Below are 17,475 nucleotides of genomic sequence, written 5' to 3' on the forward strand. Positions count from 1 at the left end.
TTTTTGCATAGCAAAAATCAAAAAGATTCTGTAAAATGAAACTTAATGAAAACTAAGCAGAAGAAAAAGGGGATTACAATGACAGCTGCTGTAAAAACAGATCAATTAATGCAAATGTTAATAAAGCTCCATCAAATGGTCAAGACAGATGATAATGAAAATGCTGATAAGCTTGTAGAATTAGTTAATAAACTTTATAATGATAAGCTTTATGTCGCGTTTGCTGGACATTTTTCTGCAGGGAAATCATCTATGATTAATAAACTTCTAAATGAACAAGTGTTACCGACTAGTCCAATACCTACAAGTGCAAACTTAGTTTTATTGGAGAATGGTCAAGAACGGGTAACCTTATATTCAAAAGAGAAAGAAAGTATTGAGCTTGCTGGTAACTATTCGATCGAGCAAATCAAGGAATATTGTAAACAAGGCGATGAGATTGAAAGGGTGTATATTAAAAAACCTTATCGAAATCTTGATAATAATGTTGTCATTATGGATACACCGGGAATTGATTCAACAGATGCTGCACATAAACTATCAACAGAATCAATGCTTCATATTGCAGATGTTATTTTTTATGTAACAGATTATAACCATGTTCAATCTGAAGAAAACCTATCATTTGTAAAAGAAATGAAAAATAAGGATAAAATTATTTTTCTCATCGTAAATCAAATCGATAAGCATAAAGAAAGTGAAGTACCTTTTACCGATTTTAAAAATCAAATCGAAACATCATTTTCAGAAATTGGTCTTCATCATCAGGATGTATTTTTCACGACATTAATGAATGATGACCATGAGTATAATCAATTAAATGAGATAAGAGATATTATTCGTGTGGTTGTTAACAATAAAGATGAATACATGGAAAAGAATGTGTTGGCATCAGTTACACAGTTAGCTAAAGAGCATTTGGAAAAATATAAAGAACAATTAGATTTAACAGATGTTGATAAGGAACACATTAATACTGTATTAGCTGATTTTGTGAATAAGAAGAATATGGTACTAGACCTAATTGATGAGGAAGAAAGAAAATTAAAAGATTTATCCACTGAAATAAATGAAAGAGTTTCCTCTTTATTAAAAAGTGCAAATATAATTCCGTATGAAACAAGGGAAAAAGCTGCATCATTCATCGAAGCGGTAGATCCTGCTTTTAAAGTAGGCTTTTTATTTTCAAAATCTAAAACAGAGCAAGAACGTGAACAAAGGAAAAAGGCACTATTTGAAGATTTGAAGAAAAACGTCGAAACACAAATCACTTGGCATTTTACACCATTATTTAAAGAATATATTCAGAAATATGAAATCCATGATGTAACAATTCTTCAACAGGTTCAGACGTTTTCAATTGCACTATCAGAACAAATTGTTGTGGATGCATTGAAACCTGGAGCATCATTTAATAACCAATATATTTTGACCTATTCTTCAGATGTCAGTGATTTAATTAAGAAGCAAAGTAAAAATATAGCTATGAAGATTTTTGATCAAATGATGAATCTAATTAGATTAGAACAACAGGAAGGTATCGACAGTGCACATTATGATCTTAAGAAATATGACAATGAGATTAGTTATTATGAAGGAATATTGTTGAAATTTGAGCAGTATTTTACCTATGAAGCAGCAATTAATAATCTATTTAATGGACCAATTATTGACAGCCAAGATAGTAAACAGTGGCTCTTAATTAACCAAGTTTATCATCATCGCGTGCAAGATTCATTAAATTTGAAAGAAGTAGTCAAAATTGAATCAGAGGAAAAACGTTCAGAGGAAAAGCATGTTGCAAGTCAACTGGATAACAAAGACCAATTTATAACCGAAACACAAGAAATGATTAAACGACTTAGAGGTATCCGTGGATTTAAACAATTTACTGATTCATTAGAGAGTAAAGTAAATAATTACAATAATCGATCATTTACTGTTGCATTATTTGGGGCATTTAGTGCTGGGAAATCATCATTTGCGAATGCATTAATTGGTGAGCGAGTATTACCATCTTCTCCAACGCCTACAACTGCAACGATTAATAAAATTGCTCCTACTACAGAGGAAAAGAAACATGGATTAGTAGAAGTGAAATTAAAAGCAGAAGAAGCAATAATAAAGGAAGTTGTAGAAAGTATTCCATCATTAACCAACAAACAATTGACCTTAGAGGAATTGATTGTAAAACTCAAAAATGTTGAAGGAAAAGATCAATCTGAAAAGGACAGTATAAAAAAGTACACCATAGCACTAATTGACTATCAAAAACTTACAAGCAGCGGCTTGCTTATAACATCAACAAAAGAAACGTTTAAAGATTTTGTAGCAAAAGAAGAAAAAGCTTGTTTGGTAGAAGAAGTCATCCTTTATTATGATTGTGCAATTACAAAAGCTGGAATAACATTAGTCGACACACCTGGAGCTGATTCCCTTCATAAACGACATACTGATGTCGCCTTTCAATATATTAAAAAGGCAGATGCAATTCTTTATGTAACGTATTATAACCATCCATTTTCCAAAGGAGACAGAGAATTTCTTCGTCAATTGGGACGTGTAAAGGACTCATTTACGTTAGATAAGATGTTTTTTATAATCAATGCAATTGATTTAGCTAAGGATGAAGAGGAAGTCGAACTTGTAAAAAACTATATACGCGATCAACTCTTACAGCAGGAAATCAGGAATATTCGACTCTATGGTGTATCAAGCTTAAATATCATTTCTAACAAGTTGGATATAGAAAAAGACTATATGCTGTTTAAAGAACAATTTGAGTATTTTATTAAACAAGAATTGACTAATACAACAATTATTTCAATAAATGAAGGCTTGAAACGTACAAATGAAAGATTAGTGTCGCTTATCCAGGCTGCTGAAAAAGATGAAGCGGAAAAAGAGAGTATTAAGTTAAAACTGATTGAAGAAAAAAAGAACGTAGAGCAAGAAATAACTGCGTTGACTAATACGCATATTATGAATACTGTTAATCAGGAAATTGAGGAACTTATCTTTTATGTGAAACAAAGATTGCTATTGCGTTTCAATGATTTCTTCAAAGAATCCTTTCATCCAGGGGTATTTAATCAAAATAAAAATACTCAACTAGCGCTTCAATCTTGTTTAATGGAATTAATTAGAACAATTGAATTTGAATTAGTACAAGAGCTACAAGCAACAACTCTGAGAGTAGAGCGTTTCATTCAAAAGGTGTTAGCTGATGAATTCATAAGAATAACACAACTGATCAAAAAACAATCCCAATCAGTAACCTTGACTATGCCTGAAATGAAAGATATTCAAACACCTCTCATTACGGTTGAATTTTCTTCAGCTATGGTCACTAATTTAAACCTTTCATTGAAATTATTTAAAAATACGAAGGCATTTTTTGAAAAGAATGAGAAAAAGACTATGAGTGAAGATTTACTTAAACGTATAGATGTGCCAGTATCTGTTACATTAGAACATTACTTAAATGAATTTTCTAATTATTATAAAGAGGTGATCAAGAATATTCATTCAAGTCTTGTTCAAGCGACACGAATACAAACTGAAGAAGGCTTTGATGCTTTACTTGATATACAGGCAGAAGATACTGAACAATTAAAACAGTTACAAGTTACTTTAGAATCAACAATAAATCTTCTTAATGGATGATCATTATCGTTAACTTGTGATAAAATCATAGGATATAAACACGAATTAACATGTGTCTTTGGGAGGATTACCATGAATTCTAAAGCGTATCAGGTATGTGCTACCTGTATTCATTTTCAAGCTGTACGTATAGATAAAAAAATGACTTATTTGTGCAGCCGTCTAAAATATGAAACAAAGCCATCATATGCGTTTCAGTGCTGGGAACCTAAAGAACATGTTAAAAGGCTAATGGAGAAAAGAGGAAGCATAAATGAGTAATGTTCATGAAGCAATATCACAGCATAGTAAAAAACAGCATAATCACATTCAATCATTTTTAAAGCTTGAGGCAAAACGTGAATCATTAATTGAAGAGGCCATCCAATTATGTGTTAGCTCCCTTCCGTATGAGGTTGATAACATTAATCAAGTTACAGGAGAAATGAATCGTCTAGCATCTGAAGGAATTGTTCCAACACGTAAAACGGTGACGAAGGAAATGGTTCAAGAATTTGTCCGAAAAAAATACGGTAAATAAAACACCGAATATTTCCATCATTCATTTTTACCTTTCAAAGATTTAAATTGTGGTTGAGGTGGAAAGCTAATCTCGATTAAACTTGAAAGGGTGAATGTTATGGGTCGTACAAAACTTGGAAACGCAAATGCACAACGCAACAATAATAAAAAGAAAAAGAATGATTTTAACACAGAATTTGCATCATATGCACAAAATGAAGCTCACAAAATGAGTAGTAAAAATAAAGACTAAGCCAGTTGGCTTAGTTTTTTTGTTATGTGTTAATACTATTATTCAAACAGCATATGCCTGGGTTGAAGTTCCAATCCACTAATGGGCATTATATGTTATGATACTAGTAGTATTTAGGCAGGAGGGAATTAAATGAAGAAAGAAAATCATTTATTAATCGTTGACGGTATGGCATTATTATTTCGTTCATTTTATGCTACATCTGTTTATGGACAGTTTATGATAAATAGTAAGGGAATTCCTACAAATGCAGTTACAGGTCTTTTAAAACATCTTATAGCAGCAATTGATTATGTGAAACCTACTCATGTTGTTTGTTGTTGGGATATGGGAAGCAAAACATATCGTAATGAACTCTTTGACGGTTATAAAGCAAATAGACCTGAGGCCCCAGTCGAGTTAGTTCCGCAATTTGATCTAGCAAGAGAGGTAGTAGAAGCTTTAGATATTCCTAATTTAGGTATTGAAGGATTTGAGGCAGACGATTGTATTGGAACGTTAGCTAAAACGTATGAGACTGAAATGAAAATATCCATATTAACTGGTGATAAGGATATTTTGCAATTACTAAATGACAATGTTGATGTCCTAATTTTTCAAAAGGGAATTGGAAACTACAAACATTATACAAAACAAACATTTATGGATGAGTTTGAAATTGAACCATATATGCTAATTGATGTAAAAGCATTAATGGGAGATTCAAGTGATAATTATCCTGGAGTTAAAGGAATCGGAGAAAAGACCGCTTATAAACTTATTAGTCAATACAAATCAATTGATGTCCTTCTTGAAAGTCTGAAAGATTTAACAAAGGGGCAGAAAACGAAAATTGAAAATGACTTGGAAATGCTCCATCTCTCAAGAAAGCTTGCTGAAATTAACTGTCAAGCACCTTTACAATGTTTAATTGATGATACACTTTTTCTGGTTAATGAGGACAGAGCGTTTTCAATGATAAAAGATCTCGAATTAAGAGGTGTTCACACACTTTTGAAAAATATTACAGTTGTAGGAGAGGCTATATAAATACCTCTCTTATAGTTTCAAAATTTATATTTTTTCTTACTTAATTTTGGTACCTAGCTCCAGCGCCTAGACCATCTTAGGTCTACAGCCACTAAGGAATTGAAGACAAAGAACTCTCCTATTCCTTTGCGTCTTATACCTGCCTTAGTCTGATCAAGGCGCCCTGAGCTTTTCTTACTTCGTATTTTTCTTCTTAGCAGCATTTTCTAGCTTGCTCTTTGGTTCTGTTGAAAACTCAACATCTTCTCCATATCCTTGTGGATTGACACTTGGTGCTTTTTGACCACGATTGTTACCTCTTTTTTCACTACTCATTATCATGTCACCTCCACATGTATTATGACCATTTTCTCATAAAATTAATTAAAAAAACTTTTGGTTAAGTTATCCCTAAGTCAAAAGTCTTCATTATTAGATAAACTTTACATAATAAACTTTTATATTTCTACTAAAAAACAATAGAATTAATCGACAGGATTCGCTATCATTGTCTATATACTGATTATGTAAGGATGGAATTCAAATTGGCAAAAACGGTGCAAACAGTTACAGATTACGTAGAATATTTAACAGGAAAGGGCTTTACTTTAGGTGAGGACGCGTACGGCTTTATTCAGTTTGGCAAACATTATACAAATTCACAGGATGAAATCGTCATTATAGCAATTGAGCTTACATTAAAAATCCAAAAGGAATTTGATGGTGCTTTTTTCATATCCTTGTTAGAGATGTTAGATAAAGAAGCAATTATAAACAGGAAACAGGCAATTAGACATGTTGAATCATTGAATTTATTGTAAGTAAGCCCGAATAACCGAGCTTACATACCATGCTTTTGTTTTATCCCTTTAATTTCTTTAATATCTGGTAATTCGGTCACGATCATTGCAATAAAGATAAGTAAACAACCAATTAATCCATTTCCACTTAGACGTTCATTGATGACAATAAAAGCAGTAAGTGCAGCAAAAACGGGCTCCATTGCAAAAATAAGTGCTACTCTTGCTGCAGTAGTAAATTGTTGAAATTTTGTCTGGATAAGGAACGCAATCGCAGTTGCAAAAATAGATGTAATCACTAATGCAATAATAACATCTCGATTAAATAAGGCATCATAACTAAAAGATGTTTTTTCAAACATAGTCGAACTAATAAAGCTTAGTAGAGACACAGTAGTTAATTGAACAATTGTTAATGGTATCGCCTCATGCTTGCTCGAAAATTTACTAGTAAAAATAATATGAAGTGCAAATGCAATAGCACAGAAGAAAACAAGGAGATCACCTATATTCATACTCATCATATCTCCTACAGTAAGGAAGTAGAGTCCAAGTGCTCCAATAAAAGCACTAAGAAAAACGATTGATCTAGGTTTATCCTTTAATATCCATATTGCAAAAAGTGGTACAATCATAACGCTAAGCCCCGTAATAAAGCCTGCTTTTGAAGAAGTTGTATAAAGTAAACCGATCGTTTGAAAAGCGTAGCCGAGAAATAAAAACACACCTAAAAACATACCAGCTCCTAATAAGTTGATTGAAAACTTCGATTTTTTTTTCATAAAGATAAATAATAATAAAGCTGCTAATAAAAATCTCGTACCATTAAAAAAATGAGGGGGTAGGAATTGTATCGCCTTTTGAACAATCACAAATGTTGAACCCCATATAAATGCTACAAATAATAAACTTATATCAGCTAATGCTGTTTTTTTCATACTCTTCACATCTTTCTTCTCTATCGTTTTACTTATTGTTTAAAATAGCATTTCTCGCAAGTTGATCAGCTACTTTATTTTCTTTACTAGGAATCCACTTAATAAAGAAAAGATCAAATTCTTTTGATAACTCTAAAACACGTTCAAGTAGTGGTGCATACGAGGGGTTTTTAACAAATTGTTTTTCGATGGCACGTTCGACAAGCTGTGAGTCTGTGCGAAACGATACAATTTGATAACCATTTTCTAAACAAATTTCCAAGCCTTTTATTAATGCATGGTATTCTGCTTCATGATTTGTCATTATCCCAAGAGGGAGTGAGTACTGTTCTGCTTTTCCATGCCCTTTAATAAAAACTCCAGCACCTGACAATCCAGGATCGCCAGCACTAGCACCATCTACATATACCTCAATCATTAACTCATAACCTCCTAACGATGTTAAATTGTTTAACAAAAACAAAAACGGTGATAAAATAGGTTTCATTGGCACTTTTTTAAACTCATAGAAAATAGTTAGTTAGAAATAAACAAAAATGATTAACTTATGGTTAATGGAATCAAAATAAAGGTAAATCGAATAAATTATAGCACATTGATAACATTAGTAAATATAAAGTGATTTTATTCAGGAGGGTTATACCCTTATGAATTAATCTCAATGCATTAACATTTTTTTTTTTACATCTATATATACTAACTCGAGTGTGAAATCCATAGAACTTAATCAGGAGTGAACCCTTTGAAGTATAGAATCGAATGGACATATCAAACGAAAAAAAAGTTTCAAGCACTTATTTCGACAGAATATTTATCATTAAATGAGACGATACTTTTAGCTGAAGATTTTATGCAAACTGGAAGAGTAAAACAACTTTATTTTTCATCAGAAGACGGGCAAACCTGGACGCTAAAGGAATTAAAACGTCTTAAAGATATTGTTAAGGATGAACCACATGATGTTATTGCATATTTTGATGGTGGATATCAGAAAAACACTAAATTAGCAGGCTTTGGGGCTGTAGTCTACTACACACAGAGTGGTAATCGTTATCGGATCAGAATGAACGAGAAGGTTATGGAGTTAACATCAAATAATGAAGCAGAATATGCAGCTTTTTATTATTTGGTAAATATACTGGAGGAGTATGGAATAACAAAACAAAAGATAGTATTTAAAGGTGATTCCCAAGTAGTACTAAACCAGCTATCTGGTGAATGGCCATGCTATGAGGAAGAATTTACAATTTGGTTAGATCGTATAGAGAATAAAATAAAAAGTCTTCATATCATACCTGAGTATGAGGCTATATCTAGGAAAGAGAATAATGAAGCAGATAAACTAGCAACACAAGCGATGAGTGGAATTGAAATTAGAAGTAAATTGATATTGGACGAGGAAGTTGACGAAAATGAGTAAAAAACAAACATTGCAGGAACTTAGTGAAATATTAGATACTTATTGTGTTAATTGTCTACTAAAGAAGCATTTCCGTGAAGAATTTGGTAAGCGTCATGCTCACTCTTTTTGTATTAATCAATGTACTGTAGGTCAAAAGATAAAAGAAGTTGGAGAAAAGTTATTATAAATGCTAAATCCTAAATAGATCTTGAATGTTCTAGCAATAAAAAAATCCGCATATCGCGGATTTTTTTTATTGCTTTGCCTCAGATAATTGATGCTCACATTGATCTAATAATTGTTGCTGCTTTGTTAAAAACTCTTGATCAACACCTGTTTTAGGTGATCGATTCATTAGATCCTTTGCATCACTTATCGCATTTTCTGCATGATGGATTGCTTCAGGATCTAACTGCATTGTTGCTGAACCGACCATTTTTTGCGCAGCCTTTACTGACATCTCAATTTGACTTAATTCATTCATTCCACTAATTAATCCACTATGTTTAATTTGATCCAATGATAACACCTCCAGTTTATAGGATTTGAATTATTAGAAGAAAATATTCGTTAAAAAAAACAATTGTATACATATATCGAAATCAGTAATGTCGTGTTAAAATGAGGAAAGGAGTATACTATGTAAAAATATAACACATTTATGAAACATTTAGACTAGTTATTCGTCAATTTTCTGATTGAAAGGAGTGGAAATGACATGGGGAATGAACCATTAGATACATCAATTAAAGAAGCATTCTCAGAAATTTACCGAGATCTTGATAAATTAGTCTTTATAGCGAACAACGCAAATATTTTTAATCAACATGAAGTAAGTAGAATTGAGAAAAGTATTAAGCAAAATGTAAAAGCGGTGGAATATCTACTAGTAAGTCAAAAACGTTAGCAAATTGGTAATATAGGTTCATTTATCGAATAAACAATTCTAAGCGTTTTGAACAAATAAAAAAGAGGCGGAGAAAACTCAGCCTCTGTTAATTCAAGTTGTTTATGGTTGAATCACAAGTTATTTGAAGTGCTTGTGATTATAACTTTGTTACGTTAGCAGCTTGTGGTCCGCGGTTACCTTCAACGATTTCGAAAGAAACTTCTTGACCTTCTTCTAATGATTTGTATCCGTCACCTTGGATAGCAGTGAAGTGTACGAATACATCATCTCCGCCTTCAACTTCGATAAATCCAAAACCTTTTTCATTGTTAAACCATTTTACTTTACCGTTTTGCATAGTACTTAATCCTCCTAATACTGTAGCACAGGTGGTGCTAAAAAAGATTTTATCATTAACAGAATATTATATGTATAATTAATCGTTATAAAAACGTTATCATAAATACTCAACTTAATGATGTTTTAACTATACACTAATTTTATAAAAACCGTCAAGCTTAACAAGGATAATTTTACAAAACTTTCAGAATCTTCCCGTGGAGAAAAAATATTATAAATACACACAAAATACAAGCATATAATAGTTAAAAAGCTTGGAGAGGATCTTAATGCTTAAAGTTCACATTAATGGGGAAGATATTTTAATAACAAGTAGCCGTAGGATTGACGAAGCTGGTTTTGCTAGAGCATGTGAATTTATTGCTAAGTGTGATAAAGCGATCCTAGAGATGAGGAAATCTTCTATCATTATTCTTCAGGATCATGAGCTAAATTCGATCGTTATTGAGCGTATGAATACAGATACTTTTACTCTACATGTTCAATATGAAATAAATAGTAAGAATGTCTATCAAATTAATTAATAAACTAGTTCCCTTTTTTTAAAAAAAGTTTATAATAATGTTAATAACTAAAGTAGCTTTTTACAGCTGCATGAGATGAAGAATTACATACAAATTCATCAATCTAAATAGAGTAGAAAAGCTACATTGGCAAAAATGGAAGGAGAATGTACAAATGGTAGAAAAAACTTTTACAATTACAAGTGAAGCAGGGTTACATGCTAGACCAGCAACTGCATTAGTAAATGCTGTTAATTCTTTTACTTCTGAAGTAAATCTTGAAGCGAATGGTAGAACTGTGAATCTAAAATCAATTATGGGTGTAATGTCTTTGGGTATCTCCAAGGGAGCAGTAATTAAAATAACTGCAAATGGTAGTGATGAAGCAGCTGCACTTGAAGCGGTTGAACGTGCTATTACAACTGAAGGTCTAGGAGAATAATCTAGCGCAAAACACAAACAGCCACTGGTACATTCAGTGGCTGTTTGTGTTTTATTCGATCCTTGATTTATCCTTTTGATCTTTATTACGTTTGTTCCCTTTACTATTATCACCTGGAATGTGATCTTGTGCCAATTCCATTTGATATTGACCATTTTGAGGGGAGTTTTGATTTTTACTACCTTTGTTATTTTTTTTCGTCATAAAGTCCTCCTGAGTGTTGGTAATAAGTAAGGTTGTCACTCGAGATTAAAAGCTACTCCGAATGGATAATGAACATCTTACTTTTAAGGTATTTACTCCATTAATATGACCATTAAAATCAACTCTTATTTGTATAATTACATAAAAATTATTTAACCACAGTAAAAGAATTATATAATTTCATAAACGAAAAAAATGTCTGATCACCACGTTAAAGTAGTATCAGACATTTTTTTAGGTTGTTTTCTCAAACTTTGTTGCTATTTCCAAGAAGTGCGGTGTGGTTGATTTCCACTCCAGTTGCTCGCTTTCCGTGGGCGGTCTTTGAGCCTTTTCGACGTAAATGTGAGCGGGGTCGCACCTGTCCCGCTGGAGTATCGCAATCCGCTCCAATCAACCTCAACAGTTTTCGTTTTATAAGCAACAATCTTTTTGAAAAAAGTCTTTTTTTATTATAATTGCATAGCTCGCTTTTCCGATGGGAGGAGCTTTTCATTTAGCTTTCTTGAATGGTGTACCCAGCCAGTATAGGAAGCTAAAATACTTTTAGCTTGATCAAGTTTGACGACAGCCATATACGGATAATGATCCTTATGACGGAACCGTAAATCAATCCATCGGACCTCAGAACCTGATGATGTTGGAAAATAGAGAGCGTGAACATGTTTTGAGTTAGCTAAAAAATGTTGTACATTTTTATCAGTTAAAGATGCTTTTATTATTTCACAATTAGGATTATGTTTTTCAAAATGATGAATCCATTTAATATTCTTACCAATTATTGAACCGACCTGGTAAGAAGACTCAGTTTCAAACACAAAATGCCACTTTTTCAACCATATTGTAGGAATTATGGTGAAAATCCCGTACTTTTTTGTTTTGTTCAAAAAGAATTTCCTATTTTGAATCGATAAAAAATACCTATTTATGAGATAGATTGCTAGAAAGATGTATCCAAAGAAAAAGACAATACCGGGTGGCAACCCTGTTAACCACAAGGTAAATCCAATCAAGTGAACAATAATAATAATCGGATCAAATAACGGAATAAAATTTAATGATAGCCATTTTTTAGTTATAGGCCTTCCAGCCTGCGTTCCGTAAGCGTTCATAATGTCGAAGCCAACATGCAAAACAACAGCTATAAACGTCCAAAGAAGAAGGTGCATTAATGATACATTCCAACCAAACAAGAATATTACTCCTGAAACAAAGAAAGTCCATATAAACAATGCAGGGATTGAATGAGATGCACCTCGATGGTGTTCAGTATACATGCCAGTTCCTTTAAGAAGTTTTATAACATAATCAAAATCAGGAGCATTAGAACCTATAATAGTGCCTAACAAAACAGCTTGAGCAAGTTCTGGATTAGAAGATATAACAGGATCTATATGTGCAAGGCCTGCTAAACCAATTCCAATTGTGATATGAGTACTTGTATCCATTAGGACCTCCAGGTAATGTGAATTTACCCTTTTCATCCCTGAAAGATGTTTTAGTAGTTTACGGAGCCAGCCATCATATGTTTATCTTTAATATAAGCAGCTTCCTTAATCATATCTTCTACAATTAAGTCTGCTGATCCTGGAACATGCAGCTTTTTGATGTTCATTTTCATTTGCTCTAATCTATGTTCATCTTCAAGTAATTTATATACCTCTTCAGAAATATCCTCTATTTGATTGACAATGATTGCGGCGTTATTATCCTCAAAAAAATGTGCGTTTTCTTTTTCTTGACCTGGAACTGGCTTGAATAGAATAACAGGAACGCCTAGTGCAGTAGCTTCTGTTAGTGTGATTCCACCAGGTTTAGTAATCATGCATGATGCGATTCTATAAAGCTCATCAACTCTCTCAACATAACTTAGCACCTTTATTTGTTCGGGATTGCTATGTGTTAGGGGGTCAAGACTTTCTTTTAAAAGTGCATTATTTCCACAAACCACGACAGTCTGGATGTTGTCACTTTTAGAAATAAAAGATTGGCATAATTCTTTTACGTTTTTTAAAACACCATGTGCACCTGCCATTATTAAAAGGGTTTTCTTACTAGAATCCAAATTGTACTTTGCATATATTTCTTTTTTGCATACTTCATCCTCAAATTGAGATCTTATCGGAATTCCGGTCACATTCACAGTGCCAGGATGAATTCCCACCTGTATTAGCTTTTCTTTAACATGGTTTGATGCGACATAATACTTATCGATATTTTCGTGAACCCATATTCTGTGTAAACAAAAATCAGTTAAGACATTAAAGGTTGGAATAACAGTTCCAGTTTTCCTGCGATATTCAGGAACAACAATCATTGGGAACGTATTAATAATCATATCAGGCTGTTCACTAGTAACGATTTGATGTAAACGTTTATGCCCCATTTTAAAATAAAGATTCATCATTCTTTTGTTATAAATTTTATCTACACCGTAATAAAATATGCGATAAAACTGTTTTCCAATTGAAAAGCTTTTTAAATACAAATATTGAGTAATCTCTGAAAAAACAGGAAATGATTCTGAATATAGATTACATACTACAACTTTTTCGAAACCAAGCTCTTTACATTTATTTTCTAATGTTTTTGCAACTTGAACATGTCCATTACCATATTTCGCGGTCAAAATTAACACTTTTGAATTACTTTTCAATATTTTCACCTCAATCTAATCAGAAACGAATCGAAACAACAAATTCAGTTCTCCATTAATAAAAATTATATGAAGAAATCGAACTGAATTTGTCTTAAAGATTACCATATAAATGTTACTTTTTTATAAAGCAATTATTAAGTATTTCTTAAGATGTAAAATCGTTGTAAAAATATTGAATCAAAAAAAATTAACTTCTTAATTGTTCTCAACTTTACATTTAATTACATGATCAAATAAGGTAGAGGAACATATTCTCTTTCCTTTCTACATTCATTAGAAACAACTAATCTACTTTACTTGCAATAAAACTTTATTCTTACCCTTTCAATCCCAAATATAAGGTGTTTCTTGGTAAACATAATAGTTTAACCAGTTGACAAATAGGAGGTTCCCATGTGATCTCCAACAGTGAATTGGTTCTTTATTTGGATCATTATCAGCAAAATAGTTAACTGGAACTTCAATTTGTAATCCTTTTGCTATGTCTCGTTCATACTCATCCTTTAGAGATGTTCGTTCATATTCAGGATGACCAGTTAAAAATATTTGCTTTCCATCCTCAGACATTACTAGACAAACACCGGCTTCTTCTGAATAAGAAAGGAGTTGAAGCTCTGAAACAGAATCGATTTCTTCTTTCAGTACATCTGTATGTCTTGAATGTGGGACGTAATACATGTCATCGAACCCTCTTAATAATTTTACAGTGGGATTTACAATTTCATGCTTAAAAACACCAAAGCATTTTTTTTCCAGTTGATATTTATTTACGCCGTAGTGATGGAAAAGTCCTGCTTGTGCTCCCCAACAAATATGTAAAGTTGAGGTAACATTTGTTTTCGTCCAATCCATGATTGTTTTTAGCTCATCCCAATATGAAACCTCTGAAAATTCTAAATGCTCAATTGGTGCTCCAGTAATGATCATTCCATCAAATTTCTTATGTTGTATATGCTTAAAGGTTGTATAAAATTCCTTTAAATGCTCAATCGCAGTAGTCTTTGATGTGTGTGTGTCAGGCCTTAAAAATGTTATGTTCAATTGGAGTGGAGAATTCCCCAATAATCGTAATAATTGAGTTTCTGTTTTTTCCTTTTCAGGCATAATATTTAAGATAACGATATTTAAAGGTCGTATATCTTGTGAATACGCTCTTTTTTCGTCCATAATAAAAATATTTTCTCGCTCTAGTATTTCTTTAGCTGGTAAATGACTAGGTATGTTAATCGGCAATAAAAGCACCTCCGTAAATTTCTTTCTATGGTTGATTCTTTATTATAGAAAGTTTAGAAAAATAATTCAATTCGAACTTTCATAATTTTGCATTTTTATTCAATAAAAAAATTAATTGATATTTTTAATTTCTTATATCTATATTTTCTCATGATTCATACATTTAAATTCAAGTGAATAAGAAACAAAGAGAGGTCTTTGATTCCTGAAAATTAATTCCATTATACATGGTAAGATATTCTGAACAATAAATCTAGCAAAGTGAGGAAAATATTGTGAATAGAAATAAAAAATATAAATCTGATATTGATATTGCTCAACAGGTATCACTTTTTCCTATAAAACAACTTGCAGAAAATTATTTGGAGCTCAATGATGATGAATTTGAATTGTTTGGTAAGTATAAAGCAAAACTTTCTCTGCAGATTCTTGAACGTTTAAAAAATAAACCCTCTGGAAAAATCGTTCTTGTTACCTCAATAAATCCAACGCCTGCAGGGGAAGGGAAATCAACTGTAACTGTAGGCTTAGCTCAAGCGCTTAATCAGCTAAATAAACGAGCAATTGTTGCTCTAAGAGAACCCTCACTAGGACCAACATTGGGTATGAAGGGAGGTGCAACTGGTGGAGGATATTCACAGGTATTACCTATGGATGAAATAAATCTTCATTTTACAGGAGATCTTCACGCGATAACAACTGCAAACAATGCTTTAGCCGCATTTATAGATAATCATATTCACCAAGGGAATGAGGTTGGAATAGATCCGAGGAGAATTATCTGGAAAAGAGTGTTAGACTTAAATGATCGTGCACTCCGGTATATTACAATTGGCCTCGGAGGTCCCACACACGGGGTACCACGTGAGGATCATTTTGATATAACCGTTGCTTCAGAGATTATGGCAATATTATGTTTAGCTGATAGCTTGGCTGATTTACGGTCTAGGCTCGCCGAAGTTGTTATAGGCTACACATATTCTAACAAACCTGTAACAGTTGCTGATATAGGGTATGAAGGGGCACTCACATTAATATTAAAAGAAGCGATCAAGCCTAATTTAGTTCAAACGCTCGAACACACCCCAGCGATAATTCATGGTGGTCCATTTGCAAATATTGCCCATGGCTGTAACAGTCTTTTAGCAACAAAGATGGCTGCAAAACTTGGTGATTATGTTGTTACAGAAGCAGGCTTTGGTGCAGATCTTGGTGCTGAGAAATTTCTTAATATTAAGGCAAGAATAGGTAAGATTCACCCTTCAGGAGTTGTTATTGTTGCGACAATAAGGGCTTTGAAAATGCATGGTGGATTGAAAAAGAATGATTTACAACAAGAAAACACAGCAGCTCTAATTTTAGGTTTTTCAAACCTGAAAAAACATATCGAAACAATAAAAAGTTTTGGGTTACCTTATGTAGTAGCGATCAATAAATTTATAACTGACACTGATAAAGAAATCAAAACAATTTTGGATTGGTGTCATGATAATTCCCATCCAGCTGCGCTTTGTGAAGTATGGGAACATGGCGGAAAAGGTGGAATAGATTTAGCGAAAAAACTTCTTAAAACGATTGATGAGGAACAAAATCAATTTAAACACTTATATGATACTGCTTCTTCTATTAAGCAAAAAATATTTAACATTGCAAACATCGTTTATGGTGCAACAGGTGTGCAATATACAAGTAAGGCAGAAAAACAAATGAATGATTTTGATCAATTTGGGTGGAGTCAATTGCCAATTTGTATGGCGAAAACACAGTATTCTTTAACCGATGAAGCTCATGTTTTAGGAAGACCAGAAAATTTCACAATCACGATCCGTGAATTTAAAATATCACTTGGTGCGGGATTTATTGTCGCGATAACGGGTAATATTATGACAATGCCTGGGTTGCCCAAGAAACCAGCTGCGCTTTCAATGGATGTAAATGATGAAGGTCTTGCAACAGGGTTATTTTAAGTAGAATTTTTTAAACTCTATTGGTTTGAAATAAACAAATTGATGGGATAGAACATTTTCAAAAAAGGTGATACTTTTTTTCGGAATATATAAGTTTCTTTATCTTTTTTATAGGAGGTAGTAATGTTTGATCCTACTGTTTTTGATAACTTAAAGGTAATCGTAGAAGGGTATATTTATGATTTGGATCTTGAAAATGAGATTTCGGTTACCGATAGAAGTGATAATATTGATTTAGCCACGATGTCAAGATTATATACAATTACATTCGCAAATAAGTATAAGAAAAATCCGACTGCAACAATTGGAATGGAGATGAGGCAACAGCAGCTTGTTGGCGAATTACTGCATTCGATTGAAAACCCAGGATGCCATATAAACGTGGCACTAGAAGCGCAATTGCAAACTCAAGATTACGACGAATTCCTTTTAAAGAAACTTAAAAAAATCTGGGAAGGTCACTCGATTAAGCTTTTCCTTACAAAAGAGATTACCTCGAACTTAAAGGTATATCATCACCGCTATCAAGTGGATTTTCAGATATGCTATGGAGAAGATGATATTGAGGATTTGTTACATATTGTCGAGCATTCCATCTCATTACTAGACATGATGTCTAAAAAGCTTAAAAGTTGAGAAATACTTAAATC

At 32.7% G+C, this 17,475-nt stretch carries 21 protein-coding genes and 2 pseudogenes; 14 read left to right on the forward strand and 9 right to left on the reverse strand.

Annotated elements, in window-relative coordinates:
* Positions 1-252: 252 nt before the first annotated feature.
* From WCV66_RS26815 to WCV66_RS13815, 6 genes and pseudogenes are all read left to right on the forward strand, one after another.
* Positions 253-618: pseudogene (locus tag WCV66_RS26815) on the forward strand (dynamin family protein); the annotation flags it as partial.
* 1,314 nt (positions 619-1,932) lie between these two features.
* Positions 1,933-2,679, forward strand: a pseudogene (locus tag WCV66_RS26820) (dynamin family protein); the annotation flags it as partial.
* Between the two features lie 1,059 nt (positions 2,680-3,738).
* Entirely contained in the window at positions 3,739-3,927 is a 189-nt protein-coding gene (locus WCV66_RS13800; RefSeq protein WP_066332534.1) for a hypothetical protein, read from the forward strand.
* Complete coding sequence (locus WCV66_RS13805; protein ID WP_066332537.1) at positions 3,920-4,186, forward strand: DUF2533 family protein; 267 nt, start codon at positions 3,920-3,922, stop codon at positions 4,184-4,186. The genes WCV66_RS13800 and WCV66_RS13805 overlap by 8 nt, the downstream gene beginning before the upstream one ends.
* A 99-nt stretch (positions 4,187-4,285) precedes the next feature.
* The gene (locus WCV66_RS13810) at positions 4,286-4,420 is read left to right on the forward strand and encodes a hypothetical protein (RefSeq protein ID WP_260445621.1); all 135 of its coding nucleotides are present in this window, start codon (positions 4,286-4,288) and stop codon (positions 4,418-4,420) included.
* 132 nt (positions 4,421-4,552) lie between these two features.
* Entirely contained in the window at positions 4,553-5,449 is an 897-nt protein-coding gene (locus tag WCV66_RS13815; protein ID WP_338789358.1) for a 5'-3' exonuclease, read from the forward strand.
* Positions 5,450-5,623: 174 nt separating this feature from the next.
* Here WCV66_RS13815 and sspL read toward each other — a convergent pair whose 3' ends face one another.
* On the reverse strand, positions 5,624-5,764 hold the full coding sequence (gene sspL, locus WCV66_RS13820; RefSeq protein ID WP_066332541.1) for a small, acid-soluble spore protein L: 141 nt from the start codon (positions 5,762-5,764) through the stop codon (positions 5,624-5,626).
* A 209-nt stretch (positions 5,765-5,973) separates the two neighbouring features.
* Between sspL and WCV66_RS13825 the strand changes: the two genes are divergently transcribed.
* On the forward strand, positions 5,974-6,249 hold the full coding sequence (locus tag WCV66_RS13825; protein WP_338789359.1) for a DUF6123 family protein: 276 nt from the start codon (positions 5,974-5,976) through the stop codon (positions 6,247-6,249).
* A 20-nt stretch (positions 6,250-6,269) separates the two neighbouring features.
* On the opposite strand, the gene WCV66_RS13830 is transcribed toward WCV66_RS13825, so the two are convergent.
* A complete protein-coding gene (locus WCV66_RS13830) occupies positions 6,270-7,166 on the reverse strand; it encodes a DMT family transporter (RefSeq protein WP_338789361.1) in 897 nt (298 codons plus the stop codon).
* 28 nt (positions 7,167-7,194) lie between these two features.
* Entirely contained in the window at positions 7,195-7,584 is a 390-nt protein-coding gene (locus WCV66_RS13835) for a reverse transcriptase-like protein (RefSeq protein ID WP_066332549.1), read from the reverse strand.
* A 315-nt stretch (positions 7,585-7,899) separates the two neighbouring features.
* Here WCV66_RS13835 and WCV66_RS13840 point away from each other — a divergent pair, with 315 nt between their 5' ends.
* Both WCV66_RS13840 and WCV66_RS13845 read left to right on the forward strand, forming a co-directional pair.
* Positions 7,900-8,586: a reverse transcriptase-like protein gene (locus WCV66_RS13840; protein WP_311774020.1), complete on the forward strand. Its 687-nt coding sequence runs from the start codon at positions 7,900-7,902 to the stop codon at positions 8,584-8,586.
* On the forward strand, positions 8,579-8,755 hold the full coding sequence (locus WCV66_RS13845) for a zinc-finger domain-containing protein (protein WP_066332555.1): 177 nt from the start codon (positions 8,579-8,581) through the stop codon (positions 8,753-8,755). Before WCV66_RS13840 ends, WCV66_RS13845 begins: the two co-directional genes overlap by 8 nt.
* Positions 8,756-8,821: 66 nt before the next feature.
* Here WCV66_RS13845 and WCV66_RS13850 read toward each other — a convergent pair whose 3' ends face one another.
* Positions 8,822-9,052: a DUF2564 family protein gene (locus WCV66_RS13850; RefSeq protein WP_066332803.1), complete on the reverse strand. Its 231-nt coding sequence runs from the start codon at positions 9,050-9,052 to the stop codon at positions 8,822-8,824.
* A 234-nt stretch (positions 9,053-9,286) separates the two neighbouring features.
* Here WCV66_RS13850 and WCV66_RS13855 point away from each other — a divergent pair, with 234 nt between their 5' ends.
* On the forward strand, positions 9,287-9,475 hold the full coding sequence (locus WCV66_RS13855) for a hypothetical protein (protein WP_066332557.1): 189 nt from the start codon (positions 9,287-9,289) through the stop codon (positions 9,473-9,475).
* A gap of 139 nt (positions 9,476-9,614) precedes the next feature.
* Here the strand turns inward: WCV66_RS13855 and cspD are convergent, their stop codons facing one another.
* On the reverse strand, positions 9,615-9,815 hold the full coding sequence (gene cspD, locus WCV66_RS13860) for a cold-shock protein CspD (protein ID WP_046590248.1): 201 nt from the start codon (positions 9,813-9,815) through the stop codon (positions 9,615-9,617).
* A 271-nt stretch (positions 9,816-10,086) separates the two neighbouring features.
* Here cspD and WCV66_RS13865 point away from each other — a divergent pair, with 271 nt between their 5' ends.
* Complete coding sequence (locus WCV66_RS13865; RefSeq protein WP_338789363.1) at positions 10,087-10,341, forward strand: hypothetical protein; 255 nt, start codon at positions 10,087-10,089, stop codon at positions 10,339-10,341.
* Between the two features lie 154 nt (positions 10,342-10,495).
* Complete coding sequence (locus WCV66_RS13870) at positions 10,496-10,762, forward strand: phosphocarrier protein HPr (RefSeq protein WP_066332577.1); 267 nt, start codon at positions 10,496-10,498, stop codon at positions 10,760-10,762.
* 51 nt (positions 10,763-10,813) lie between these two features.
* Here WCV66_RS13870 and WCV66_RS13875 read toward each other — a convergent pair whose 3' ends face one another.
* The 4 genes from WCV66_RS13875 to metA all read right to left on the reverse strand — a co-directional run bounded on the left by WCV66_RS13875 (position 10,814) and on the right by metA (position 14,858).
* Positions 10,814-10,966, reverse strand: a complete 153-nt coding sequence (locus WCV66_RS13875) for a hypothetical protein (RefSeq protein ID WP_185653511.1) — start codon at positions 10,964-10,966, stop codon at positions 10,814-10,816.
* A gap of 452 nt (positions 10,967-11,418) precedes the next feature.
* Positions 11,419-12,414, reverse strand: a complete 996-nt coding sequence (locus WCV66_RS13880; protein WP_338789364.1) for a metal-dependent hydrolase — start codon at positions 12,412-12,414, stop codon at positions 11,419-11,421.
* A 50-nt stretch (positions 12,415-12,464) separates the two neighbouring features.
* Positions 12,465-13,622, reverse strand: a complete 1,158-nt coding sequence (locus tag WCV66_RS13885; protein ID WP_338789366.1) for a diglucosyl diacylglycerol synthase — start codon at positions 13,620-13,622, stop codon at positions 12,465-12,467.
* A 327-nt stretch (positions 13,623-13,949) separates the two neighbouring features.
* Positions 13,950-14,858: a homoserine O-acetyltransferase MetA gene (gene metA / locus WCV66_RS13890; protein WP_338789367.1), complete on the reverse strand. Its 909-nt coding sequence runs from the start codon at positions 14,856-14,858 to the stop codon at positions 13,950-13,952.
* 275 nt (positions 14,859-15,133) lie between these two features.
* Here metA and WCV66_RS13895 point away from each other — a divergent pair, with 275 nt between their 5' ends.
* Both WCV66_RS13895 and WCV66_RS13900 read left to right on the forward strand, forming a co-directional pair.
* The gene (locus tag WCV66_RS13895; RefSeq protein ID WP_338789368.1) at positions 15,134-16,825 is read left to right on the forward strand and encodes a formate--tetrahydrofolate ligase; all 1,692 of its coding nucleotides are present in this window, start codon (positions 15,134-15,136) and stop codon (positions 16,823-16,825) included.
* A gap of 123 nt (positions 16,826-16,948) precedes the next feature.
* Positions 16,949-17,461, forward strand: coding sequence for a hypothetical protein (locus tag WCV66_RS13900; RefSeq protein ID WP_338789369.1), 513 nt, complete (start codon positions 16,949-16,951; stop codon positions 17,459-17,461).
* Positions 17,462-17,475: the final 14 nt, after the last annotated feature.

Origin of the sequence: Metabacillus rhizosphaerae, assembly GCF_037201795.1 — a bacterium.
GTDB classification, from domain to species: domain Bacteria; phylum Bacillota; class Bacilli; order Bacillales; family Bacillaceae; genus Metabacillus; species Metabacillus rhizosphaerae.